At 70.8% G+C, this 25159-nt stretch carries 14 protein-coding genes; 9 read left to right on the top strand and 5 right to left on the bottom strand.

Annotated elements, in window-relative coordinates:
- Positions 1-68: 68 nt before the first annotated feature.
- Together ACN26Z_RS10490 and ACN26Z_RS10485 are read left to right on the top strand one after the other, a co-directional pair.
- A complete protein-coding gene (locus tag ACN26Z_RS10490) occupies positions 69-932 on the top strand; it encodes a TauD/TfdA family dioxygenase (protein WP_232511179.1) in 864 nt (287 codons plus the stop codon).
- Positions 933-1296: 364 nt separating this feature from the next.
- Positions 1297-2052: a thioesterase II family protein gene (locus tag ACN26Z_RS10485; protein WP_396886481.1), complete on the top strand. Its 756-nt coding sequence runs from the start codon at positions 1297-1299 to the stop codon at positions 2050-2052.
- Between the two features lie 50 nt (positions 2053-2102).
- On the opposite strand, the gene ACN26Z_RS10480 is transcribed toward ACN26Z_RS10485, so the two are convergent.
- Both ACN26Z_RS10480 and ACN26Z_RS10475 read right to left on the bottom strand, forming a co-directional pair.
- On the bottom strand, positions 2103-2711 hold the full coding sequence (locus ACN26Z_RS10480; protein ID WP_282239404.1) for a helix-turn-helix transcriptional regulator: 609 nt from the start codon (positions 2709-2711) through the stop codon (positions 2103-2105).
- A 20-nt stretch (positions 2712-2731) separates the two neighbouring features.
- Positions 2732-3334: a helix-turn-helix transcriptional regulator gene (locus ACN26Z_RS10475; RefSeq protein ID WP_282239405.1), complete on the bottom strand. Its 603-nt coding sequence runs from the start codon at positions 3332-3334 to the stop codon at positions 2732-2734.
- A gap of 621 nt (positions 3335-3955) precedes the next feature.
- On the opposite strand from ACN26Z_RS10475, the gene ACN26Z_RS10470 reads away from it, so the two are divergent.
- Genes ACN26Z_RS10470 through ACN26Z_RS10440 form a run of 7 tightly spaced genes read left to right on the top strand, consistent with a single transcriptional unit; the run spans position 3956 to position 9766 of the window.
- A complete protein-coding gene (locus ACN26Z_RS10470) occupies positions 3956-4762 on the top strand; it encodes a class I SAM-dependent methyltransferase (protein WP_421460844.1) in 807 nt (268 codons plus the stop codon).
- Positions 4759-5574: a 2-keto-4-pentenoate hydratase gene (locus ACN26Z_RS10465; protein ID WP_421460842.1), complete on the top strand. Its 816-nt coding sequence runs from the start codon at positions 4759-4761 to the stop codon at positions 5572-5574. Before ACN26Z_RS10470 ends, ACN26Z_RS10465 begins: the two co-directional genes overlap by 4 nt.
- A 31-nt stretch (positions 5575-5605) precedes the next feature.
- Complete coding sequence (locus tag ACN26Z_RS10460; protein ID WP_282239408.1) at positions 5606-6502, top strand: acetaldehyde dehydrogenase (acetylating); 897 nt, start codon at positions 5606-5608, stop codon at positions 6500-6502.
- Entirely contained in the window at positions 6499-7563 is a 1065-nt protein-coding gene (dmpG, locus tag ACN26Z_RS10455) for a 4-hydroxy-2-oxovalerate aldolase (protein ID WP_421460841.1), read from the top strand. The genes ACN26Z_RS10460 and dmpG overlap by 4 nt, the downstream gene beginning before the upstream one ends.
- Positions 7556-7783, top strand: coding sequence for an acyl carrier protein (locus tag ACN26Z_RS10450; RefSeq protein WP_232511157.1), 228 nt, complete (start codon positions 7556-7558; stop codon positions 7781-7783). Before dmpG ends, ACN26Z_RS10450 begins: the two co-directional genes overlap by 8 nt.
- Positions 7776-8837, top strand: coding sequence for a histidinol-phosphate transaminase (locus ACN26Z_RS10445; protein WP_282239410.1), 1062 nt, complete (start codon positions 7776-7778; stop codon positions 8835-8837). Before ACN26Z_RS10450 ends, ACN26Z_RS10445 begins: the two co-directional genes overlap by 8 nt.
- The gene (locus tag ACN26Z_RS10440) at positions 8834-9766 is read left to right on the top strand and encodes an LnmK family bifunctional acyltransferase/decarboxylase (protein ID WP_282239411.1); all 933 of its coding nucleotides are present in this window, start codon (positions 8834-8836) and stop codon (positions 9764-9766) included. The genes ACN26Z_RS10445 and ACN26Z_RS10440 overlap by 4 nt, the downstream gene beginning before the upstream one ends.
- Before the next feature lie 475 nt (positions 9767-10241).
- On the opposite strand, the gene ACN26Z_RS10435 is transcribed toward ACN26Z_RS10440, so the two are convergent.
- From ACN26Z_RS10435 to ACN26Z_RS10425, 3 genes are read right to left on the bottom strand one after another with little or no spacing between them, the layout of a single operon-like run.
- Entirely contained in the window at positions 10242-11537 is a 1296-nt protein-coding gene (locus ACN26Z_RS10435; RefSeq protein WP_282239412.1) for an MFS transporter, read from the bottom strand.
- A gap of 5 nt (positions 11538-11542) precedes the next feature.
- Positions 11543-18706 carry an amino acid adenylation domain-containing protein gene (locus ACN26Z_RS10430; RefSeq protein ID WP_421460838.1) on the bottom strand — a complete coding sequence of 2388 codons (7164 nt, stop codon included), beginning with the start codon at positions 18704-18706 and terminating at the stop codon, positions 11543-11545.
- Entirely contained in the window at positions 18703-25158 is a 6456-nt protein-coding gene (locus ACN26Z_RS10425) for an amino acid adenylation domain-containing protein (protein ID WP_421464606.1), read from the bottom strand. The genes ACN26Z_RS10430 and ACN26Z_RS10425 overlap by 4 nt, the downstream gene beginning before the upstream one ends.
- Position 25159 lies beyond the last annotated feature (1 nt).

Raw genomic sequence — 25159 nt, 5'->3', positions numbered from 1 at the left:
AGTCGACACTGCCCGCCGTGCTGACCGCGCCCAGCAGTGGCGTACCGGCCGAGAGTCAGATCGCCGAGATGCGGGAATCGGTCCGTCGGCAGCTGCGCACCAACGGCGCGGTCCTGCTACGTGGCTTCGACATCGGCAGCGTCAGCGGGTTCGAACGGGTCGTCCGGGCGGTGTCCGGTGCGCCGCTGTCCTACGCCGAGCGGTCGTCGCCGCGTAGCACCATCGAGGGCCAGGTCTACACCTCGACGGACTACCCACCGACCGAAGAAATCTTCCTGCACAACGAGAACTCGTACCAGGCGACCTGGCCGCTGACGCTGTTCTTCTACTGCATCACGCCGCCCGACACGCAGGGCGCCACGCCGCTGGCCGACACCCGCCGGATCCTACGGTCGATCGATCCGAGCGTGCTTGAGGAGTTCACCCGGCGCGGCTGGACCGTGGTACGCAACTTCACCGAGGGCTTCGGGGTGCCATGGCAGCAGGCGTTCAACACCACCGACCGGGCCGAGGTGGAGCGCTACTGCGCGCGTAGCGGTGTGGAGGTCCAGTGGGTCGGGACCAACGGCCTGCGTACGACGGCCCGCCGCCGGGCGGTGCACCAGCACCCGGTGACCGGCGAGACCGTCTGGTTCAACCACCTCACGTTCTTCCACGTGACCACGCTGCCCGAGGAGGACTGCGAGGGCCTGCGGGAGATGTTCGACGAGGCGGACCTGCCCACCAACACGTACTACGGCGACGGCGGGCGAATCCCCGATGAGGTCGTGGCGCACCTGCGCGACTGTTACCGAGCCGCCCAGCGCCGCTTCGACTGGGAGCGCGACGACGTACTGATCGTCGACAACATGCTCGCGGCTCACGCCCGTGAGCCGTTCACCGGACCACGAAAGATAGCCGTGGCGATGGCCGAACCATTTCCGGCTGCGTGAGGAAGGTGGCACCTGACCGACGGAGGGACACCGCTGCGGCGGCCCTCCGTCGGCCGGCCCGGGAGAGACTGATCATCCCCACGGCGTGTCACCGGCGACAGCGACCACCGAGGTGGGCGACGAGACGATCGGGCGCGGACCGGAAACCTTTGAAACCAACAACTCGATACCCCTTGTCTGCTTCGGCTCTTGTGCCGGCTGCCGCCGACAGAAACGAAGCTATGGCCGGCCGTTTTCGGCTCCCCATCACGACGCTTTCCTCGCCGGCCGCTGCCTACCCGATCGGCGATAGCGGTGTGGAGGTGCCCGGGACGACGGTTGAGCAAGAATTGCCTACTCTCCGTCAACGAAGGCGACCCTCCTCATGGCCTCATGGTTGGACCAGCGGACCGCTCCGCATGTCGGCACCGCAGCGCTGATCTGCATACCCAGCGCCGGTAACGGCGACTTCCAGTTCGACCGGTGGCCCGACACCGTCGGGCCCTGGTGCGTCGTCCGCCCGCCCGTCGTGGGCGACCCGGGCGGCGACGCACCGGGCACGCGGTCTGCGGCCCAGCCTCCGCCAGGACTGCCGGAGCGGGCCGCGGAGCTCGTGGCGGACCTCAAGCGCCTAGGGGTCGAGAAGTTCGCGTTGTTCGGCCACGAGGGTGCCGCGCTGCTCGGCTACCAGGTCGCGGTCGAGCTGGACCGGCGGGGCGCGCCGGCACCGCTGCGCCTGTTCGTGTCGGGCTGTCCCGCACCCCAGTACCTCCGCCGCTATGCCGGCGAGGCGCACACCGAACCGACCGACGACGAACTGACCGAACGGGTGCTGGCGACCGCAGTGGCCATGGGCACCATTCCGCTGCCGTCGATCGTCGCGGCCGGCGTACGGGCGCTCCGGGCCGAACTGACCGCGTTGCGGGCCTATCAGGTGCCCCGTCCGGCGCCGCTGCGCTGTCCGCTGACCGCGATCCGGTGGCTGGACCAGGGCATCGAGGCGGAGGTGATGGCCGGCTGGTCGGCGTACGGAGACACCGATCTGGTGCAGTTGCCCGGGTCCGGATTGAGCTATTCGACCGAGCCGGCCGATCTGTTGCGGGTCATCGGTGACCGGGTGCCGGCCGGTGGCCGCACCTGAATGACACGTCCGCGGCTGCACGCCGGTGTGCAGCCGCGGACGAGGGGGGCTCAGATCAACCCGGTCGCTACCCCACAGGCCACGGCGTGGGCGCGGTTGCGGACCTGCAACCGCGCCATCATGTCGTAGATGACGTTCTTCACGGTGTGGTTGGAACACAGCAACGACCGGGCGATCATCGCGTTGTCCTGGCCCTCGGCCATCAACGCGAGCACCCTCGTCTGACGGGGCGTCAGCGGCGACCGGCCGGCCGCGCGGGACGTTTCGGCCTGGCTCGGCGTGCCGCTGCCACCGAGCACCCCGACCAGCACCTCGTGCGGCAACCGGACCTCCCCGTCCCGGGCGGCCCGCACGGCGGCGGCCAGTCGGCTCGGTGTGACGTCGGCGAAGCGGAGCATCACCAGGGTCCCCGAACGCAGTACGCGTACCACGTCCGTCGGTGAGAAGCGGTCCGCGACCAGCAGCGTCCGCTGTGTCGTGGGCCGCGACGGGCACGCCGTCAGCGCCTCGTGCACCGTGTCGACCGCCGTGACGATGACGGTGTCCGGTGATTCGTGCGGGTCGGGCACGGGTGTGACACCGGCACGCCGCAGCGCGGCCAGCACCTCGGCCCGGATGGTCGCGTTCGGGGCCACCACGTGTGCGGTCAAGGCCATCATGTTCTTCTCCTGTTCGCCGTTCACAACATTCCGGCCCGCAGGGCGAAGGCCACCGCGTGGGCCCGGTTGCGCAGCCGGAATCGTCGCGTGATGTCGTGCACGACACTGGTCACGGTGCGCGTCGAGTAGCACAGCTCCTTGGCGATCTCACCGGTCTCCCGGCCCTCGGCGATCAGCCGCAGCACCGCGCGCTCGCGGTCGCTGATGTTCGACGCCAGGGTGCCGGCCGGAGCGGCCGGCGCGGCGAGCAACCGGTCGAGCATGTCCGGCGAAACCGTGCAGTCCCCCTCACCGGCGGCCAGCACGGTGCGGGTGAGCCGCTCCGCGGTCGCCTCCCGGCGCCGAAGCAGGCCGCGGGCACCCGCCGCGATGGCTCGCAGCGCGTCAGCCGGCTCCACCTCGGGCACGACGAGCACCACCTCGGGCCGGTCCGCACCGGCGCGGACGGCCCGCACCGTATCCAGCGCGTCCTGGCCCAGCTGGTCGACCACCAGGACCGTGACCGCCGCCTTCTCCCGCGTCGTCACCACAGCGATGTCCGGGCACCCGAGCATCGCGCTCGTCACGCCCGCTTCCAGCACGGGGTCGGTCGCCATGACGTTGACCCACATCGGTTCGCCCATCACGCCTCCTTCTTCGTCACGCCGGGGCGTGGCGTGGCGTCGGAATGTCCTGGCCGGATGGTTCCGCGACGAACTAACTGGTCGCTGTCGACTCGCTGTCGACTCGCTGTCGGCCGCCGGCACAGCCTGATAGCGGAGCATCGACTCGGCATCGTCGCGCCAGCGCCGGTCGTCCTGCCCGCAACGCGACGCCGGCTACATCGGCGGGCCGACCCGGGGCGGCAGCCTTCCCGCATGTCTGCCGATTCTTCTCTGCAGGCGGTCCGTGTTTCCGTGGCACATTTACAACCGTTGTGGATCCGTGCCGAGAACGTCGATTTCCGCCGTTGCGGTGAGAGCGGTTGATGAAGGCCGCCCGCCCTCTACCTGGATGGACACGGATCGGAAAGAGCAAGGTTCGGTGCCGAAAAATCGTCGGATCAGCAGGATGTGGGTGAACAAGTGATTAGTTCTGACGTCAGTGACATCGCCGCAGACCTCGCGGCGAACGCCACTCTCTTGGAGATCGCCGAGAATGTAGGGCTTTCGCCGCTACTCGATCGCGGAACCCCATTCACGCTGGCCGAGGCAACGACCGCGACGGGCGTTCCCGAAGATCGTGCTGCCCTCTTGCTGCGCGCCATGTCCGCCGCCGGGCTGCTGGAGCGCGACGCCGAGACCGGGCCGTTCACGCCCTGCGCGGAGCTCGCGGACCGGCGGTACGAGGCGGGCTACCTCTCCTGGTCGCTCAGCGCGAACCGGCCGTACATCGATCACGCGGAGCGGTTTCTGCGTGAGCCGGACGCGGCCGGCCGCCAGCACCAGCGCGACGGTCGACGGGTGGCGGTGTCGTCCCGCTGGATCGGCTCGCGCGGTTTCTATCCCGGGGTGTTGTCCGAGATCATCAGCCGCAAGCCCCGACACATCGTGGATCTCGGCTCCGGCGCGGGCGCGCTGCTGATCCGGCTGCTGACCGAGCTACCCACCAGCACCGGCGTGGCCCTGGACCTCAGCGCGGGAGCGTGCGAGGAGGCCGAACGCGCCGGTCGCCACGCCCAGGTGGACGACCGGCTCACGGTGGTCAACCGGTCCGTCGAGACGCTCGTCGACGACCCCGCTCCGCTCGACGGCGCGGACATCATCCATGCCGGCTTCGTCATGCACGATGTCGCTCAGCATCCCGAGGTCTTCGCGGGCGTCCTGCGGGCCTGCCGCGAGCACCTCGCCGACGGCGGCTGCCTGGTGGTCACTGACGCGGTGCCGTACGTGGACAGGCCGGGCGAGCGCGCCTTCAGCGCCCTGTTCAGCTACCTGCACGAGAGCTCGATGGACGTGCGGCTGCCGACCGAGGACCGGTGGTGCGAACTCTTCCGGCAGGCCGGTTTCTCCGAAGTGACCAGCACCGCCCTGGGGATGCCCGGCAGCCGCCTCTTCGTGGCCACGCGATGAGCCGCAACGGCGGAGCAGCGGCCCTCGCGGAGCCCGACGCCGAGCGCATGGCCATGGCTCTGTACGAGGCGCGGAGCAACCGCGTGCCGATCGCTCCGTTCACCGATGCCTGCCCCACGCTCGACGCGGCCGGCGGATACGCCGTCCAGCGCCGGTTGACCGAACTGCTGATCGCTGACGGCGAACGGGTGATCGGCTACAAGGCCGGGCTCACCTCCGCCTCGATGCAGGAGATGTTCGGAGTCCACGCCCCGGACTACGGCCCGGTGTTCGCCTCGACCGTCCGCGCGGACGGTGCGAGCTTCGCCCGCGGCGAGTTCATCTCGCCGAAGGTGGAAGCCGAGATCGTCTTTCGGCTGGCGAGGCCGTTGACCGGTCCCGGCGTCACCGTGGAGCAGGCCCACGCGGCGATCGGCGAGGTCATCGCGGGTCTTGAGATCGTCGACTCCCGGATCACGGATTGGCGCATCCGGCTGGGCGACACCATCGCCGACCTCGCCTCGAACGGCGCGGCCGTGCTGGGACGTTCGATCCCGGCCAGCGCGGAGCTGGACTACCGGCGCGTGCGAATGGCCTTCCGCCGCAACGGGGAGTTGGTCGCGTCCGGTCAGGGCGCCGACGCCCTGGGCGACCCGGTGGCGGTGGTGGCGCTGCTGGCGAACCTGCTGGGCGAGAGTGGCGTCACGCTGGAGGCCGGCCAGTTGATCATGACTGGTGCCCTGCACGCCGCAGTCCCGTTGAGCCCCGGTGACACCTACACCGCCGAATTCGATCACCTGGGCTCGGTCACTCTGCACGTCACCAACACGTAGCCCCGACGCGGGTAGGAAGGCGATCCCCTCGATGAATTCAGAACGACGGCTGTCAGTTGGGGTGCTCGGCGCCGGGCTCATCGGCGTCGACCTGGCGGTGAAAGTCGAGCGGTCCGCCGCACTGGACCTTCGCCTCGTCGCCGGCCGGACGGCCGACAGCCCGGGCCTCAAGCGGGCCGCTCGGCTGGGGCTGCCGGTCGCCAGCCGGGGCCTGTCGTCCCTTGCCGACCTCGACGAACCGCTCGACGTGGTCTTCGACGCCACCAACGCCGGCTCGCACGCCGAGCACGCGGAGACGCTGACACCGCTCGGCACGCTGCTGATCGACCTCACACCCAGCCGGATAGGGCGGATGGTCGTCCCCACCGTCAACGGCGCGGAGGCCGCCGCGCACCGCGACCTGAACATGGTGAGCTGCGGTGGGCAGGCATCGGTGCCGATCGTACGAGCGATCACCCGAGCCCACCGCATCGACTACGTGGAGGTGGTCGCGACCGCGGCGACGCTCAGCGTCGGTCGCGGGACCAGGCTCAACCTCGACGAGTACGTCGAGACCACTCAGGACGCGCTCCGCGAGTTCACCGGTGTGGGGGACGTGAAGGCCATCCTCAACGTCAGCCCGGCTCGTCCTCCGGCGACCTTCAGGGTGGCCATGTCGCTGATCGGCGAGGGGCTGACCCACGAGTCGGTGCACCCGCTCGTGGCGTCCGCCGCCGCCGACGTCCGTGCCTTCGCCACCGGCTACACCGTGACGAGTTGCATCGTGAACGACAACAAGGCGTTCATCGCCGTGGAGGTGACCTCCGCAGGCGACCAGATTCCCGCCTACGCGGGCAACCTCGACATCATCAACTCGGCTGCGATCCGGGTCGCCGAGCGTTGTGCGGTGGAACGCCGACCGATCGAGGCCATGGAGGTCGTGTCATGAGCCAGCAAGCTGCGGAAAGTTCGCCGAGACAACCGATCCTGGTCCACGATCCGACGCTGCGCGACGGGCACCACGCCGTCCGCCACCAGCTCGGGCGGGATCAACTCCGGGCGTACGCCGCCGCCGCCGACGCCGCCCGGGTACCCGTCGTCGAGGTGGGGCACGGCAACGGCCTGGGCGCCTCGTCCCTGCAAGCCGGCCGAGCCCTGCTCAGCGACGAGGCGATGCTGTCGGTGGTCCGGGACGCGTTGACCACCACCAAGCTCGGCGTCTTCATGCTGCCGGGCTGGGGCACGACCGAGAGCATCCGGCTGGCCGTCTCGTACGACGTCGACCTGGTCCGCATCGGCACCCACTGCACCGAGGGCGATCTGGCCGAACGGCACCTCGGGTTGCTGCGCGACGCGGGCGTCGACGCCCACGGCGTGCTGCTGATGAGCCATATGGCCAGTCCCGAGCGCCTGGCCGAGGAGTGTGCGCGGCTCGTCGAGTTCGGTGCGACAGGCGTCGGCATCCTCGATTCCTCCGGCCACTACCTGCCGCAGGACGTGAGCACGCGGATCGCGGCCATCCGGTCCGCCGTCAGCGTGCCGGTGATCTTCCACGGGCACAACAATCTCGGTATGGCGGTGGCGAACTCCATCGCCGCCGCCGAGGCGGGCGCCACGATCCTGGATGCCTGCGCCCGGGGGTTCGGCGCGGGGGCCGGCAACACGCAGCTGGAAGTTCTCGTGCCCGTGCTCGAACGGCTGGGCTACGACACCGGCATCGATCTCTATCGGCTGCTGGACGCGGCGGACATCGCCGCACGGGAGCTGATGCCCGCGCCGCCCACCATCGACTCGATCGGTGTGGTGAGTGGTCTCGCCGGAGTCTTCTCCGGGTTCAAGAACCGGGTGTTGGACGTCGCCGCCCGGGAGGGCGTCGATCCGCGCGACGTCTTCTTCGAACTGGGCCGCCTACAGGCGGTGGCCGGGCAGGAGGACCTCATCGAGGACGTGGCGCTCGCGTTGCGTGCCGGGTCCACGGGTCAGCGTGAACGGACGGCAAGCCATGTTTGACCAACTCAAGACCATCCTGGTCGAGGATCTGCAGATGCGGACCGAGGATGTCGTGGCCACGGCCGATCGCGTCGAGGTCGGCCTCGACTCCCTCGCCGTGGTCGAGCTGTCGGATCTGCTCAGCAAGCGGTTGGACGTCCACGTTTCCGACTACGAACTGCTGGAACTCGCGACGGTCGGTGACATCGCCGAGCTGGTCGCGGAGCGCTGTCGTGCGTGAGGCCGCGGGGCCGACCGCCGGAGCGTCCCGTACCGTCACCCGGGCCCTGTCGCGCAACGAGTCACCGCACGGCCCGTTGCCGGACATCGTCGCCGCGGTCGCGGCGAGCAGCCGGGACGTCAACCGCTATCCCGACCCGGCCTGCACCGACCTGACCGCGGCGCTCGCCCGGCGGCACGGTGTCGCACCGGACCGGGTGGCGATCGGCGCCGGATCCTGTGCGTTGCTCCAGGCGGTTTTCCAGCTCGCCGGGCCGGGTGCGACGGCCGTCTACGCCTGGCGTTCCTTCGAGTACTACCCGATCCTCGCCGGTCATCTGGGGATCCAGTCGGAGCGGGTGCCACTCGCCGACGACGTGCACGACCTCGCCGCCATGGCCGATCGCATCACCGCCACGACCCGGCTGGTCGTCATCTGCAACCCCAATAACCCCACGGGTACGCTGCTCGGCCTGGACCGGCTGCGCGCGTTCCTCGATCGCGTCCCGCCGACCTGCCTGGTCGCCCTCGACGAGGCGTACTTCGAGTACGTCGACGAGCCGATGGGCGCCGGTGGACTCGCGCTGTGCGACAGGTATCCCAACCTGGTGGTCCTGCGCACGTTCTCGAAGGCGTACGGCCTGGCGGGGCTCCGGGTCGGCTATCTCATCGGCGCGGCGCGCATCGTGGCGTCGCTGCGCGAGATGACGCTGCCCTTTGCGGTGAGCGCGCCAGCCCAGCACGCGGCGGTCGCCGCCCTCGCCCTTGAGGACGTGCTCCTGACGCGGGTCCGGCAGACGATCGCCGAGCGCACCCGGGTGCGGGCTGCTCTGCTGGCCGACGGCTTCGCGGTCCCGGCCAGCCAGGCGAACTTCCTGTGGCTCGGGCTCGGCGAGAACGCGGGCCCGTTCGGTAGTTGGTGTGCCCGGGCCGGAATCGAGCTGCGGGTCTTCGACGGGGAGGGCGTCCGGGTGTCGCTCGGTTCGCCCTCGGACAACGACGCGTTCCTCGCGACGGTACACCGATGGCGCGTCCGCAACGCACCGGAACTACTCACGACTGGAGCGCTGAGATGATGCCCGAGAACACAGCCCTTCACCGGAAGGTGATCGTCGCGCCGGGAATGTGCAGCGGCGGCTCTCTGATCTTCGGGCGGATCGGCGACTGGACGTGGGAATCGGTGGCCGAGACCTGCCGCACCAACGTGCACGCCGCCCGCACCGCCGAAGGCGAACCGACCTACCTCTCGTTCTACTACTACCGGGTGCGGGGCGGGAAGGTCGTTCATCCGCACGGCCTGGCCTTCGGTGACGAGCTTGAGGTGACGTCGAGGGTCTTCCAGTTCGGCGGTGGCTCGGTGCTGACGTTGCATCGGCTCGCTCCCGCCGGCTCCGGCCTCGGCACCGCGTTCCTCGATCCGGCGGAGGTCTACGAGACGCCGGACCCGGAGTGCATGTACGCGGAGACGCTCAACCGGTGGATCGCGCGCGGCAATCCGGGCAGCAACCGGGTCCTGTCCGAAACCGTCCCCCACGGCTTCGACAACGCCGACCTGCCACGACTTCCCAACCAGTTCTCACCGCGTACGCTCGTCGGTCGCGCCCGCGGTGCGGGCAGCTTCCTCACCCCGGCGCCGCCGGGATTCGCGGTCGCCGGGGACGAGCTGTCCTTCGAGTACGCACTGGACGCCGTCCGGGACATCAACGGCGCCGGGCTGGTCTACTTCGCCTCGTACTTCTCGATCTTCGACACGGCGCTGTTGCGTCTGTGGCGTGGGCTCGGCCGCACCGAGCGGCAGTTCCTCCAGCGGCGGGTGATCGATCAGAAGGTGGGTTTCTTCGGCAACGCCGACCTGGGCTCGCTCTTCACCGTCACCGCCCGGCGGTGGCAGAACGTCGCCGACCCGCTCTCCGAGATCGCCGACCTGGAACTGCGCGACTCGGCCAGTGGTCGGCTGCTGGCCGTCGCGGCGATCGAGACGGAAACGCCGTCGACGCTGGCCTGAGGACGTCGACCCGACAGGTCGCGGGCCCCGGCCCGCACCCCACCGGCCACCTGATGGGCGCGGTTGCGAATTGGCAACCGCGCCCATCTGTGCGTAGCTGACGTTTCGTCACCGGGTGGGTCGCCCTCGCCGCAGTCAGCCCGGACGCGGGCACTGGGTGTGGGCCACGGGCACGGGCACGAGACACGGGCGCCGGACGCCGGGTGCCGGACGCCGGGTGCCGGACGCCGGGTGCCGGGCACGGCTGGCTCATCCGGGTGGGCCGCCCACGCCGAGGTGGACGGCCCGCACCAGGTCGAACTGCAACGGCCCAGGCAGTCGGCTTCCGGGACCGACCGCGGCGATCCCCTCAACACGGTGATGTCCGGGCCGACGTCGGCCCGGACATCACACTCTCAGCGCATGTCGGGTGAGCTGACCCACGCGGGGTGCTGCTGCCCGCTCCGGCCCGCCGCTGGCGGCGCGCCGGAGCGGGCTACCGAGCAGCTGCCGCCGGCTCGGGCTCGGGCTCGGGCTGCGGGCTGGTCGGCGCCACCGGATCGAAGTGCCGCAGCGCCACCACCAGGTTGACCGCCGCGAGGGTGGACAGAGCCGCGAGGAAGAGCAGGGTCGTCGTCACGCCGAAGCGGCCGATCGCCATCCCGCCGGCCAGGAAGCCCAGCGGGCCGGCGATGTTGCTGATGGTCATGACCGCCTGGATGACCTTCGCTCGGATGTCGGCCGCGAACCGGGTGGCCAGGATGCTGAAGAACGGGGCGTTGGACAACGGAAGCGCCGCGCCGGACACCGCGAGCGCGGCGACCAGGACCGGCACCGGCACCTCGAACAGCAGCACCCACCAGGGCAGGACGAGCTGGAAGGCGGCCAGCCCGAAGACCATCGTCGGGGACAACCGGCTGCCGATCAGATAGCTGACCGCCGCCCCGGCGATCGCGCCGGCACCGAAGCCGGAGAGCAGCAGCCCACCGACTCTGGCATCGCCGGCGAAGCGGGCGAACGCCAGCAGCGGCAGCGCGAGCATCAGGACCCGCATGAGGAAGCCGAAGCTGATGGTCGTGACCATCACCCGTCGCAGGAAGTCGTCCCGGAGCAATGCGCGTACCCCGGCCAGGACTCCTGCGTGGTCCGGGGTCTGCCGCTCCTGCGGTGCCGGCGTCGCCGGCTCCGTCCGCCGCGTGCGCGGCACGAACCACCACAGCAGCAGACCCGACACCGCCGAGGTCACGGCGTCGAACAACAGCACCTTGTCCGCGCCGAGCGTCGCGATCAGCACGCCCGCTATGGCCGGGCCGGCCAACGCGGCGATGTTGAAGCACCCTTCCAGCACGCTGTTCGCCCGCATCAGCGCCTTCGGGTCCGGACCGGCGAGTTCGGTGGCCAGGTCGCGTTGCGCGGCGAAGTAGGGCACTCCGAGCACGCCGATCACCGCGACGATCGTCAGGAGCAGGGGAAAGCTGAGCAGACCCAATGCGGCCAGCGCAGGTATCGACCCGATGGCGGCGAACTGCGCGAAGTCGATGACCACCATGGTTCGGCGTGCGCCGTACCGTTGGATGACCTCGCCGCCCGCGAATCCGAGCACCGCCATGGGAAGCACCGACACGGCGAAGACCAGACCTGCCCGCGGTGCCGAGCCGGTGCTCTCCAGCACCAGCCACGGCAGCGCGAGCGTCGTCATCTGGGTCCCGACGGCGGACCCGGCGCCGGCGGCGTACACCGCCGCGAGGGCCCGCCTGGTGGTGCCCGGTGCGGGAGACGGCGCGATCGACATACCGTTCACCGTCGCCCGGCCGGCTTGTCGATCAGCCCCGTCAGGATGCCGGCGAGGTCCGCCACATATTCCTTCATGACCGAGAAGTGCTCACCCTTCGCCCGGTGCACCCCCAGCCCGGCGGTCCGCTCGCGCCACCGTTGGAGGTAGTCGCCGTAGCTCTGGCCGGAGCTGACGACCTCGTGCTCACCCTGCGCCAGCTCGTCACTGACGATCAGGTCCAGGTGACCGGCGTACGGGCGGTCCCGGTAGGACAGCACCATCTCCATCACCTCCTCCCACATCCGCGCGGCGGGCAGCCACATCGTTCCCGCGCCGCGTTCGGGGAGCGTGATCCCGTCGTTGCCGACGATGTCGTCCACGATGTGTTCGAGCAGCGCCAGCGTCTCCTGCCGGAGCACCGAGGTGTCCTCGTCCGGCGGTGCCGCGTCGAGCCGTTCCAGGTTCGTCACACACTGCTTGATCAGCGCGTACTCCGACCAGAGGTGCTCCTTCTGCCACGCGTCCTGCCCCGGGTCGAGCAGGATGAAGGTGACTTCCTCGCCTTCGGCCATCAGCCGGCTGGCCATCTCGGTGCTCACCCCGCTGCCGCCACACCAGCTGAAGATCCGGTACGGCCCCTGCGGGACCGCCTCCCGCAACTCCGCGAGGTAGCGGGTCGCCATCTCCTCGGTGGACGGCACCGAGCCGGTCGACGGGTCAGGGCCCGGCCACTCGAAGGCGACCACCGGCAGATTCGGATCAAGGTGCTCGGCCAGCCGCCGGTACCAGTGCGCGCTGCCGCCGCCGGGGTGCACACACACCAGTGGCGGTTGGTCGCCGGTCCGGCGCAGCCAGAGCAGCGCCGTGGCCGGCTGCCGCTCGCCGTCGATCGACGCGGCGAGCGCCGCGAGCGTGCGGTGCTCGACGAAGGTTCGCACGGTCGTCTCGATGTCGTGCCGGTCCCGCAGCATCGCGATCGCCCGCAAGGTCAACAGCGAGTGCCCGCCGAGGTCGAAGAAGTCGTCGTCACGGCCGACCCGGGGCAGGCGGAAGACCTCGGTCCAGACCTCGGCGACCGCCACTTCCGTGGGCGTACGCGGCGCGCTGTATTCCCGTACCGACGTCGTCGCCGCCGGCCGGGGCAGCGCGGCCCGGTCGAGCTTTCCGTTGTTGTTCAGCGGGAGCCGGTCCAGGCGGACCCAGGCCGTCGGGACCAGGAAACCGGGCACCCGGCTGCGCATCACGTCACCGAGCCGGGCGGGGTCGGCCGGGCCGTCCTCGTCGAGCACGACGTACCCGACGAGCTGCTTGACCCCGTCCACGCCCTGGTACGCCGCCGCCGCGGCGGCCCGCACCGTGGGCAGCTCGGCGATCGCGGCCTCCACCTCGCCCAACTCGACGCGGTGCCCACGAATCTTCACCTGGTGGTCGCGCCGCCCGATGAAGTGGATCGTGCCGTCCGGATCCTGGCGGACCAGGTCCCCGGTGCGGTAGAGCCGGTTCCCCGGCGCGTGCCCGGACGGGTCCGGTACGAAGCGTTCGGCGGTCAGGTCCGGACGGCTCTGGTATCCGCGCGCGACGCCCGGACCACCCAGCAGCAGCTCACCCGGCACGCCGAACGGGACCGGGTCGAGGTTCTCGTCCACGACGTGCACGTAGGTGTGATGGATCGGCTTCCCGATCGGGATGACGTCGGTGAGCGCCGGCAGGGGGATCCGTGGGTGGACGGTGGCGAACGTGGTGGTCTCGGTCGGGCCGTACCCGTTGCTGACCAGCACGCCGTGTTCCATCGCCTTGCGCACCTGCAGCGGCGGCAGCACCTCGCCACCGACCACCACTTCCCGTACCCCGGCCAACGCCTGCGGCCGAACGTCCATCATGGTGTTGAAGAGGCCGGTGGGTAGGCACAGCACGGTCACCCCGTGTCGGCGCAGGAGTTCGTCGAGCCCGTCGGCGGTCGGCATCTCCGGGGAGACGACCAGCCGGGCCCCGTTGCACAGCGCACCCCAGATTTCGAACGTCGACGCGTCGAAGGCGAGCGTGCAGATCTGGAGCATGACCTGCTCGGCGTCCAGTCGCGCGTACTCCTGGCCGTGCACCAGCCGTACGACGCCGCGGTGCGGGACCAGCACGCCCTTCGGACGTCCGGTGGACCCCGACGTGTACGTGATGTAGGCGAGGTTCTCCGGTGACAGGGTCACCTGTGGCGCGGTGGTCGGCCGGCTGCCGTCCGACCACCAGTCGGAGTCCAACTTCAGCGTGGTCAGCCCGGCACGCGCCACGAAACGGTGGGCGTGGGCCGGCCCGCTCACCAGAACCTGGGCGCCGGAATCGTCGAGGAGGTACTCGATGCGGCCGTCCGGGTACTTGGGGTCGAGCGGCAGGTAGCAGCCGCCGGCCTTGAGGATGCCGAGCAGCGCGACCACCGTGTCGATCCCGCGGTCCATGCAGACCGCGACGGGCGTTTCCAGGCCCACACCGTGCTCACGAAGCGCCCACGCCAGCTGGTTGGCCCGGGCGTCGAGTTCGCCGTAGGTCAGGCGCGAATCGCCGCACTCGAGTGCGACGGCGTCCGGCCGGGCCTGCGCCTGGGCCGTGAACAGGTCGGTGACGCACGCCTCGGGCAGGGCGGGCCAGTCCTGCTGCGGCTCGGTGAACCGGTGCGCCGGGGTCGAGCTGAGGTCGACCGGGTTCGCGCCGCCGTCGGCGATCATCGCGGTGAGCAGTTCGAGGAAGGTCTCGCCCAGGGCGGTCAGCCGCTCCTGGGTCGCCCAGCCGGCCCGGCACTCCAGTCGCAGCTCGCCCGGGAAGGTCAACGTGACCAGGGTGAACTCGTTGGGGCTGTCGTCGACGACCGCGCCGAACACGTCCTCCTGCGCGTCGAGCACGTGGAAGTCGAGGTAGGAGAAGATGCTGCTGATCAGCGGCGTACCGGCGCCCCAGGCACGCTGCATCGCGGGGATCGGGTAGCGCCGGTGCGGCCAGACGGCAAGCTCCTCGGCGAACACGGCGCGCACGAGGTCGCGCCAACGGGGCGTACGCAGATCCACCGCGAACGGCACCGTGTTGAGGTACATCCCCATCACCTCGTCGCCGCGCAGCAGTTCGGGCCGGCCGTTGACGACCAGACCACTGAAGAACCGCCGCTGGCCGGTGATGGCGCCGATCATCGCGAGGTGCGCGGTGTGCAGCACGGCCTTGAGCGAGGTCTGCGTCCGCGCGGCCAGCTCACGCAGCCCCGGTTCGAGATGCCGCCAGGACATCCGCAGCTCCGGCACCGCGCCGTGGCCGGCGGGGGCGGTGTCCGCCGGCAACGCGATCCGGTCGTACTCGTCGACCCGGCTCCGCCAGAACTGCTCGTCCGGCCCGGCCGACAGCGATCGCCGTTCCAACCTGACGAAGTCGGCGTACCGCCCGGGAGGCGGGGGCTTCAGCGCATCAGGGTCCGCGTCCCGGATCGCCCGGTAGGTGTCCCGCAGCTCGGCGATGAGGGAGTGGTGGCTCCAACCGTCCAGGATGGCGTGGCACTCGGTGTGGGTCAGCACCCACGTCCGCTCCCCGGTGCGGTGCACGTGCCAGCGCAGTTGCGGGGCGTGATCGATGGGCAGCATCGCCAGCTTCATCGTCTCCCGGTACCGCTCCAGGATGTCCTGCTGCTCAGCTTCCGCGAGCTCGCGTAGATCGTCGAAGCCCACCTCGACCCGCGCCTCGGCGTGGACGAGTTGCATCGGCTCCGTGTAGCCGGACGGGTGGAACGTGGTGCGCAGGATCTCGTGCCGGTCGACCAGCCATTGCGCGGCCTGCTGCAACGCGGCCAGCGAGAACGGGCCGTCGTCGGCGATGTCGAAGCTGGTGACGTTCTGGTACGCCGGGTGCGAGCCGTTGACCAGCATCTCGTACACCATGCCGGCCTGCACCTGACCCATCGGGTAGGCGTCCACCAGGCCGTCGGGGAGCCGGTCACGGTCGGCCGGGTCGAGTTGCTCGAACCGGCCGACCGGCGCCTCGTCCGCACCGGTCGCCGGCCGGTCGGCGAGCGTGGCCAGCTGCGCCGCGGTCTGGTGGGTGAAGATGTCCTGCACCGACAGGTTCAGCCCGCCCCGGCGCAGGGTGCCGATCGCGCGGATGGCCCGGATCGAGTCACCCCCGACGTCGAAGAACCGGTCGTGCACACCGATCCGATCGATGCCCAGCGCCGCCGCGAGCGCCTCGGTGACGACGCCTTCGGCCTCGGTGCGGGGGGCGACGTACGCTCCGGCCGCCCAGGCGCGGCCAGGTGTCGGGGCCGGCAGCGCGCGCCGGTCGGTCTTTCCGCTGGTGGTCAGGGGCAGCGCGGGCAGCAGCTGCCAGTGGCTCGGGATCATCGCCTCGGGCAGTCGACCGCGCAGGAACGACGCCACGTCGCTCACCTCGACGCCGGCGTCGGTGTCCCGGGCGACGAGGTAGCCGACGAGCTGGCCGTCGTGCACCGCCACGGCGACCGCGGACACTGCCGGGTGCTCCGCCGCCACCGCCTCGATCTCGCCGAGTTCGACCCGGTGCCCACGGATCTTCACCTGGTCGTCGAGCCGGCCGAGGTAGTCGATCCGGCCGTCCGGCAGGTAACGCGCGAGGTCGCCGGTGCGGTACAGCCGTCCTCCCCCGCCACCGGACGCCGCAAACGGGTCGGGAACGAACCGCTGTGCCGTGAGCTCCGGGCGGCTGAGGTAGCCGCGGGCCAACTGCACGCCGCCCAGCAGCAGCTCACCCGGCACTCCGATGGGGACCGGTCGCAGGTTCTCGTCGACGATGTAGGTACGCGTGTTGGCGATCGGCCGTCCGATGGTGACCGGCGTCCCGGGCAGGCACCGCACCGCGGTGACGTCGACGGCCGCCTCGGTCGGCCCGTAGAGGTTGTGCAGCTCGCAGCCGATCCGCTCGTGGACGGCGGCGACCAGGTCGGCGGGGAGCGCCTCGCCGCTACAGATCATCCGGCGCACCGACGGCAGCGGCCCGAACGACTCGGCCAGGAACACCCGCAGCATCGACGGTACGAAGTGCAGGGTGGTGACCTGCTCGGTGGCGATCAGGTCGGCCAGGTAGTGCGGGTCGCGGTGGCCGTCGGGGCGGGCGATCACCAGCGTCGCCCCGGTGATCAGCGGCCAGAAGAACTCCCACACCGAGACGTCGAAGCTGTACGGGGTCTTCTGCAGCACCCGGTCGGAGTCGTCCAGCCGGTAGGCGTCCTGCATCCAGCGCAGCCGGTTGACGATCGCGCGGTGGGTGACCACGACGCCCTTGGGCCGGCCGGTCGAGCCGGACGTGTAGATCACGTACGCCGGGTGGTCCGGCCCTGCCGGGGTCGGGCTCGCCGGTGCCGGCCCGTTGCCGGTGATGGCCGGTTCGCCGTCGGTGAGCACGATTGTGACACCGGCGTCGGCGCACATGTAGTCCCGACGCTCGGCCGGGTGGTCCGGGTCCAGCGGCAGGTAGGCGCCGCCGGCCCTCTGGATCGCCAGCAGGGCCACCACCAGCTCGACACCGCGCCGGCGGCACACGCCGACGATCGACTCCGGCCCGACACCCGCGTCGACCAGGTACCGCGCCAGTCGGTCGACCCGCCGGTCCAGCTCGGCGTAGGAGACGTCCTCGCCCTCGAAGCGGAGGGCGACGGCGTCCGGGGTCCGGGCCACCTGCTGCGCGAAAAGCTCCGGCAGGGTGCCGGTCGGGTACGCCACCTCGGTCTCGTTCCACGTCCGCAGCACCAGCTCCCGCTCCGCCGGTGGCGACTCGACGAGCTGGCTGACAGGTGCGTCCGGCGTGGCAGCGATGCTGCCGACGAGGGCGGTGAAGTGGCTCGCAAACCGCTCGACGGTGTCCCGGTCGAACAGCGCGGTGGCGTAGTTCAGGAAGCCGGTGAGGGTGCCGTCGGGCTGGTCGACGACGACCAGGGTCAGGTCGAACTTGGCGTCGCTCTCGCCGACCGGCAGTTCCTCGGCGCGCAGTTCGCCGACGTGGCGGGCCGTGGAGTCCCCGTTGGCCCAGAGGAACATGGTCGAGAACAGCGGGGTCCGGGAGGCGTCGCGCACCGGGGCCAGCTCGTCGACCAGCCGTTCGAACGGGAGTTCCTGGTGGGCGTAGGCGCCGAGCGCCATCTCCTTCACCCGCCGGAGCACCTCGCGGAAGGACGGGTCGCCGGACAGGTCGGTGCGCAGCACCAGCGTGTTGAGGAACAGCCCGATCAGGTCCTGCACCTCGGCCCGGTCGCGACAGGCCACCGGGGTGCCGATCGTGATGTCGTTGCTCCGGCCGAACCGGCCCAGCGTGATCGCGTACACGGCCATCAGCACCATGAACGGCGTCGCGCCGGACTGGCGGGCGAGGTCGTGCAGGGCTCGGGCGTCCGACGCGGACACCGCGAACGGGACCAGGTCGCAGGCGCTGTCCCGGACCTGTGGACGGGGCCGGTCGAGCGGCAGTTCCAGCGCGGTGGCGCCGGCCAGCGCCTGCCGCCAGTAGTCGAGCTGACGGTCGAGCTTGGCACCGGACATCGCATCGCGCTGCCACGCGGCGAAGTCCGCGTACTGCACAGGTAGTGGCGCCAGCGGGGACGGCCCGCCGGTCAGCGCGGCGGTGTACAACCGGTCGAGTTCCCGCCACAGCACCTGCTCGGACCAGCCGTCGAAGGCGATGTGGTGCAGGGTCACCACCAGCGCGTGTTCCTCGTCGGCCAGCCGCGCGAGGGTTCCGGTCAGCACCGGGCCGGTCGCCAGGTCGACGGGTGCCCGGTCGTGGGTCATCCAGCCGGCGATCCGTTCGTCCTGCGCGGCGGGGTCGAGGCCACGCAGGTCCACCTCGTGCAGCGTGGCCGGCTGCGGAGGGTCGATCACCTGGCCCGGTTCACCGTCGACCACCACGTAGCGGGTACGCAGCACCTCGTGCCGGGCCACGATCGCGTCCAGCGCCGCTCGCAGCGCGCCGGGCTCCAGCGGCCCGAACAGGCGCAGGCCGGCACTGGCCAGATACTCCGTACCGCCCGGCCGGACCTGGTCGAGGATCCACAGCCGGCGCTGCGCGAACGACAGCGCGGGCGGCGTCTCCCGCGAGACCCGGGTGACCCCCTCGTCCGGCGCGGCGGTCGCGGCACCTACGAGCCTGCGCCGAAGCAGTTCCGCGCGCAGACCGGCTCGATCGATTGTCTCAGTCACAGGGCACCATCCTGGGAAAGCAGTTCGTTCATCTGGGCGTCGGTCAACTCGTCGAGTTCCGCCGTGATCAGGTCGGTCACCACCACCGCCAGCTCGGCCACGGTGGTCGCCTCGAACAGGCAGCGCAGCGGGACCTCCACGGCGAAGGTCGCCCGCAGCCGGGCCAGGACCCGGGTGGCCAGCAACGAGTGCCCACCGAGTCCGAAGAAGTCGTCGTCGACGCCGACCCGGTCGACGCCGAGAATTTCCGACCAGATCCCGGCGATGGTCTCCTCCGCCGGGTCCCGTGGCGCCACGTACCCGCGGGCACCGTCGAGTTCGGACGGTTTCGGATCCGGCAGCGCCGCCCGGTCGACCTTCTTGCTCGGTGACAGCGGCAGGGCCGCGACGGTGACCCAGGCCGACGGGATCATGTACGAGGGCAGCGACTCCCGGAGGTACGCCCGCAGTTCGTCGAGGTCTGGTCCGGTGTCGTGGGGCCACTCCAGGTAGGCTACGAGCCGCTTGTCGCCGGGCCCGACGTCCCTCGCGACGACGGCGGCTGCGGACACCGCGGGGTGCCTGGCCAGCACGGCTTCGATCTCGGCGAGTTCGATCCGGAAACCACGGATCTTCACCTGGGTGTCGAGTCGGCCGAGGAAGTCGACAGCGCCGTCCGGCCGGAGCCGTACCAGGTCACCGGTGCGGTAGAGGCGCGCTCCCGGTTCGGTGGCGAACGGGTCGGGCACGAACCGCTCCGCGGTCAGTTCCGGCCGGTCGTGGTAGCCACGGGCCAGGCGGACGCCGCCGAGGTACAGCTCACCGGGCACCCCGACCGGAAGCGGACGCATCTCCGCGTCGAGCACGTACACCTGGGTGCCGGCGGCCGCCCGGCCGATGTGTAGGGTGGCCGTGCTGCGCTCGTCAGCGAGATCGCCCGACACGGGGTTGAACATGCAGGTGACGGTCGCCTCGGTCGGCCCGTAGGTGCAGAGGAACCGGCCGGGCAGGCCGGTCGCCGCCCAGCGTTGGGCGTCGTCGACGGTCACCACGTCCGAGCTGACGTTGATGGTCTTCATCGCGGTGAGCCGGTCCACGCCGGACTCCATCATCTCCCGGTAGTACGCCGGGGTGATCTCCATGATCGTCACGCCGTACTGCGCCAGCTTGGCCGGCAGCTCGTTCGGCGTCCAGAAGACCGGGTCGCTCACCACGATCGTGGCGCCGGTGACCAGGGTGGCGCCGATCTGGTCCATCGCGACGTCGAAGGTGAGCGCCGAGAGCTGCACGACCCGTTCGCCCGGGCGGATGCCGTACTGGTCGGCGACCACCCGGCAGTGGTGCGCGTACGCCCGGTGCGAGATCATCACGCCCTTGGGACGGCCGGTCGACCCGGACGTGTAGATGATGTACGCGAGGTTGTCCGGCACCGTGACGGTTGCCAGGTCGGTCGTTGGCCGGCCGCTCGCCCGGTCCCCGTCGTCGACCACCAACACCGGCCGGTCGTGTCCGGCGAACCGGTCGGCGAACCTGCCGGTGGTCACCACCAGCTGCGCTCCGGCGTCGGCGAGCATGTAGCGCAGCCGCTCCGGCGGATGTTCCGGGTCGAAGGGCGCGTACACGCCGCCGGCCTTGAGCACCGCCAGCAGCACCACGACCGGTGCGATCCCGCGCTGAAGGCACGAGCCGACGACGACCTCCGGGCCGACCCCCATCGCACGGAGCTGGTGCGCCAGCTCGTTGACCCGGGCGTTCAGCTCCGCGTAGCCGAGCCGCTCGTCGCCGAACACCACGGCGGTCGCGTCCGGGGTCCGGGCCGCCCACTGTTCGAACAGCTCCGGTACCGAGAGGTGCCGTTCGCCGGGCGGGTCGAGCAGGTCCAGCCGGTCCGCGTCAGGGTCCGCCCACTGGTGCACGATCGTGTGGCGTTCGTCGGCCGACAGCAGATCCAACTCGCTGATCCGGGCCTGCGGGTCGGCGGTCGCGCCGCCCAGCAGGCGTAGGTACTGGCCGGCGAGGCGTTCGATCGTCGAGCGGTCGAACAGCGCCGTGGCGTACTCGAACCAGCATTCCAGCCGGCCGTCCGGCTGCTCCATCACGGACAGGGTGAGGTCGAACTTGGCCACCGACAGGCCGCTGTCCAGGCCGGTCGCGGCGCAGCCGGCGAGGGTGGACGCCGCGTTGCCGGCACCGGTGTGCTGTACCTCGAACATGATCTGGAACAGCGGGTTGCGGGACAGGTCGCGGTCCGGTTGCAGGGCGTCGACGAGGTGTTCGAACGGCACCTCCTGGTTGGCGAACGCCTCCAGGGCGCTCCGGCGGACCCGGTCGACCAGGTCGAGGAAGGTCGGGTTCCCGCCCAGTTCGGCCCGGACCACGAGGTTGTTGACGAAGAAGCCGACCAGGTCCTCGGTCTCCGGCCGCGTCCGACCGGCGACCGGGGTGCCGATCGCGATGTCGGTGCGGCCGGTGTGGCGACTCAGCAGCACGTCGAACGCGGCCAGCAGCACCATGAACATGGTTGCGCCGGTCTGGTTGCCCAGCTCGCGTACTGCCGCTCCGGTGGTCTGCGGAATGTCGACGATCAGCATGTCGCCGCGCAGGTCCCGTCCGGGCTGGCGGGGCCGGTCGGGGGTCAGCTCGACCGGCACGAGCCCGGCGAGCCGGTTTCGCCAGTGCTCGATCTGGTTGCCGATGGTGCCGTCGGCCTGCCGGTCGCGTTGCCAGGCGGCGAAGTCGGCGTACTGGACCGGAAGCGGCTGCGTCGACCACGGGGTACCGGCGAGTCCCGCCGCGTACGCCTCGTTCAGCTCGCGTAGGAAGATGCCAAGCGACCAGTTGTCGAAGGCGATGTGGTGCAGGGTGATCGCGACCAGGTGTTCGTCGGCTGCCGTGTGCACGACCGTGACCCGCAGCGGACGCTCGTGGGTGAGGTCGAACGGCCGGGCGCTCACCGCTTCGACGATCGTCCGGGCGCGCTGCGCGGCATCCGCGGTGCCGATCAGGTCCACGACGTCGAAGGGCACCGGGCCGGGGGGATCCACGAGTTGCAGCGGAACGCCGCTGTCCCCGACGTAGCGGGTGCGCAGCACCTCGTGCCGGGCGCTGACCTGCTCGACCGCGCGGCGCAGTGTCGCGGTGTCGAGCGTTCCGGTGAGGTGGTACACCAAGGGAATCAGGTATTCCGCGCTGCCCGGTTCGAGCTGGTCCAGGAACCACAGTCGTTGCTGGCCGAACGAGGTCGGCAGGGCGCCGTCGCGGGATACGGGCACGATCTGCGGCTCGCTGTCGGGCGCCGTGCCCGCATCGATCGCCGCGGCGACCCGCTCCACGGTCCGTCCTTCGAACAGGGTGGCCACCGTCAGCTCCAGCCCGAACCGGCGACGCAGCCGGTGCGCGAGCCGGATCGCCAGCAGCGAATGCCCACCCAGCGCGAAGAAGTCGTCGGCGACGCCGACCCGCTCGGTCCCGGTCAGCTCGCCCATCAGCGTGGCGACGGCCCGCTCGGTCTCCGTCCGGGGGGCGACGTGACCGGGGGGCACGTCGTCGGGCTCGGCGTGCTCCGGGTCGTCACCGGCCGGGCGGCTGCCGGGGGGCGGCAGCGCCGACCTGTCGACCTTTCCGTTGGGCAGTGACGGCAGCGCGGCCAGCGGGACGATGCTGGCGGGAACCATCGCGGCGGGCAGCCGGGTGCCGAGGAATCCGGACAACTCGTCGATCTCCACCGTCGTACCGGCGGCCGGTACCACGTAGCCCGCGAGTTCCAGGTCGCCGGTGACGGACCGGTAGGAGGTGACCACGGCCGCCGCGACCGACGGATGCGCCCGCAGCGCGGCCTCCACCTCACCGGGTTCGACACGCACGCCTCGCACCTTGACCTGCGCGTCGAGGCGGCCGACGAACTCCAGGACGCCGTCGTCACGCCACCTGGCGAGGTCTCCGGTGCGGTACCACCGCTGGCCGGGCCGGTCGGCGAAGGGGTTCGGGGTGAAGCGTTCGGCGGTGAGGTCGCCGCGCCCGGCGTAACCGCGGGCGAGGCCGACGCCGCCGATACACAACTCACCCGGTACGCCGATGGGCGCGAGCCGACCGGCGGAGTCCACCACGTACAGGTCGACGCCGGGCAGCGCGGCACCGATCGGAACCGTACCGTCGGTCTCGCCACGTGCGTAGCGCCACGCGGTCACGTCGATCGAGGACTCGGTCGGGCCGTAGGTGTTGTACACCTCCACCTCACGCACGCCGAGCAGTCGCTCGCACAGTTCGGTCGGCAGCGGCTCCCCGGCCGAGCAGACCAGCCGCAGCGCGTCGCAGGCGGCCAGCTCCGGTTCCTCGACCACGGTGCGCAGCACGGACGGGACGAGTTGCACCACGGTGACCCGGTACGCGGCGAGGGCACCGACCATCACTGCGGTGTCGCGGTGCGCGTCCTGCGGCGCCATCACCACTGAACCGCCGGACACCAGCGGCGCCAGGAACTCCCACATCGACGCGTCGAACCCGATGGTCGTCTTCTGCAGTACCCGGTCGGTACCGGTGAGCGCGAACTGGTCCACCGCCCACAGCACCCGGTTCCGGATCCCGCCGTGGCTGATCACGACGCCCTTGGGGCGACCGGTGGAGCCGGACGTGTACATCACGTAGGCGGCGTTCGCGGCGTCGAGCGCCACCGGCGGCGGTGGCGTGGCGCGGGCGATGTCGTCCCACTGCTCGTCGAGCACCACCACCGGGGTCTGCTGCGGAATCCGCTGTCGCAGCGCCGTGTCGGTGAGCACCAGTCCGACGCCCGCGTTCTCGATCATGAATTCGAGCCGCTCGTCGGGCAGGTCGGGTGCGAGCGGAACGTAGACCGCGCCGGCGGTGAGCGAGCCGAGCAGCGCGACCACGAGATCGGTACCGCGATGCAGGGCGACGCCGACGGCGGTTTCCGCGCCGACTCCGCGGGTGCGCAGGAAGCTGGCCAGCCTGTCCGCCCTGGACCTCAGCTCGGCGTAGGTCAGCTCGGTGTCACCACAGACCACGGCCACCGCGTCCGGCGTGGCCTCGGCCTGTGCCCGGAACAGGTCCGGCAGCAGGGCGTCGGTCGCTGCGCGCGGTGCGGGGTGCCAGCCGAGCAACTGCTGCTGCTGCGCGGTCGTCACGGTCGGCACGTCGCGCAGCGGCTTCTCCGGCGCCGCCGCCAGGTTCTCCAGCAGCGCCACGTAGTTGTCGGCCATCCGCTCGATCCGGGCCCGGTCGAAGAGCGCCGTCGGATAGGTGATCCGGGCCACCCAGGATCCGTCCGGCTCCTCGGTCATCTGGAGCGACATGTCGAAGGTGGCACTGCGTACCGGGGTCGGCACCCAGTCGACCTCGACGCCGGGCAGACTCAGCGGCTCCCCCTGGCCGTTCAGGACCGCGAACCCGACCTGGAAGAGCGGGTTGCTGGCCAGGCCACGGTCGGGCGACAGTTCGGCGGCCAGGCGTTGCAGGGGCACGTCCTTGTGTTCGAAGGCGTCCAGGGCCGTCTCGCGGACCCGACCGAGCAACTCGACGAAGGTGGGATCGCCGGACAGGTCGGTCCGCAGCACCACCGTCTGCGCGAGCGAGCCGATCACCGACTCCAGCTCGACCCGGTTCCGTCCGCTTGTCGACACTCCGACACCGAAGTCGAGCTGATCCGCGTAACGGCTGATCAGGAGCTGGTAGGCGGCCAGGAACACCATGAACGGGGTCGCCCGGGCGGCACGTCCCGCGGAGTTGACCCGGGCCGCCAACGGGGCCGGCACCGCGAACGCCACCACATCGCCGGCCGGCTCCCAGGCGGCGGGGCGCTGCCGGTCCGTGGGCAGTTCCAGCGACGGCAGTCCGGTCAGTTGCTCCCGCCAGTAGTCCAGGTGCCGGACGAAGGTCGCGTCGTTCGCGTCCCATCGGCTCCGCTGCCAGTCGGCGAAGTCGGCGTACTGAAGCTCCAGCGGTGCCAGCGGCGACTTCTCGCTGGCGGCGTGGGCCGCGTAGAGCACGCCCAGTTCCCGGGCCAGGATGCCCAGCGAGGGGCCGTCGAAGGCGATGTGATGCACCACCAGCATCAAGATCGCGTCAGTGGGGGAAAGCTGCACGAGGGTCAGCCGCCACGGAGCTGATTCGCGCAGGTCGATCGGCGTGGTCACCGCCGCCTCGCCGATCTCGCGTACCCGTCGGTCCTGTTCCGCGGCGGGGTACCCGGTGAGGTCCACCACCGTGAGGTCGGCCGCCGCCGGCTCGTCGATGATCTGCACCGGCTGTCCGTCAACAGTCGAATAGCGGGTACGCAGAATCTCGTGCCGGCCGGCGATGTCGGTGAAGGCGGCGGTCAGCGCCGCCCGGTCCAGCGGCCCGCGCAGCCGGAATCCCCAGTGCAACAGGTACTCCTGGGTGCCGGACCGGACCTGGTCGAGAAACCACAGCTGCTCCTGCTCGAACGAGAGTCGGAGCTGGTTGTCGGTTTCGAGGATG

This window comes from Verrucosispora sp. WMMD703 (assembly GCF_049178935.1).
Classification (GTDB): domain Bacteria; phylum Actinomycetota; class Actinomycetes; order Mycobacteriales; family Micromonosporaceae; genus Micromonospora; species Micromonospora sediminimaris.
This window is presented reverse-complemented; position numbering and strand designations above follow the sequence as displayed.

Coding starts and splice junctions, on each gene's coding strand:
- ACN26Z_RS10490 (WP_232511179.1), top strand. CDS start 69: ATGCGGGAATCGGTCCGTCGGCAGCTGCGCACCAACGGCGCGGTCCTG.
- ACN26Z_RS10485 (WP_396886481.1), top strand. CDS start 1,297: ATGGCCTCATGGTTGGACCAGCGGACCGCTCCGCATGTCGGCACCGCA.
- ACN26Z_RS10480 (WP_282239404.1), bottom strand. CDS start 2,711: ATGATGGCCTTGACCGCACACGTGGTGGCCCCGAACGCGACCATCCGG.
- ACN26Z_RS10475 (WP_282239405.1), bottom strand. CDS start 3,334: ATGGGCGAACCGATGTGGGTCAACGTCATGGCGACCGACCCCGTGCTG.
- ACN26Z_RS10470 (WP_421460844.1), top strand. CDS start 3,956: ATGTCCGCCGCCGGGCTGCTGGAGCGCGACGCCGAGACCGGGCCGTTC.
- ACN26Z_RS10465 (WP_421460842.1), top strand. CDS start 4,759: ATGAGCCGCAACGGCGGAGCAGCGGCCCTCGCGGAGCCCGACGCCGAG.
- ACN26Z_RS10460 (WP_282239408.1), top strand. CDS start 5,606: ATGAATTCAGAACGACGGCTGTCAGTTGGGGTGCTCGGCGCCGGGCTC.
- dmpG (WP_421460841.1), top strand. CDS start 6,499: ATGAGCCAGCAAGCTGCGGAAAGTTCGCCGAGACAACCGATCCTGGTC.
- ACN26Z_RS10450 (WP_232511157.1), top strand. CDS start 7,556: ATGTTTGACCAACTCAAGACCATCCTGGTCGAGGATCTGCAGATGCGG.
- ACN26Z_RS10440 (WP_282239411.1), top strand. CDS start 8,834: ATGATGCCCGAGAACACAGCCCTTCACCGGAAGGTGATCGTCGCGCCG.
- ACN26Z_RS10435 (WP_282239412.1), bottom strand. CDS start 11,537: ATGTCGATCGCGCCGTCTCCCGCACCGGGCACCACCAGGCGGGCCCTC.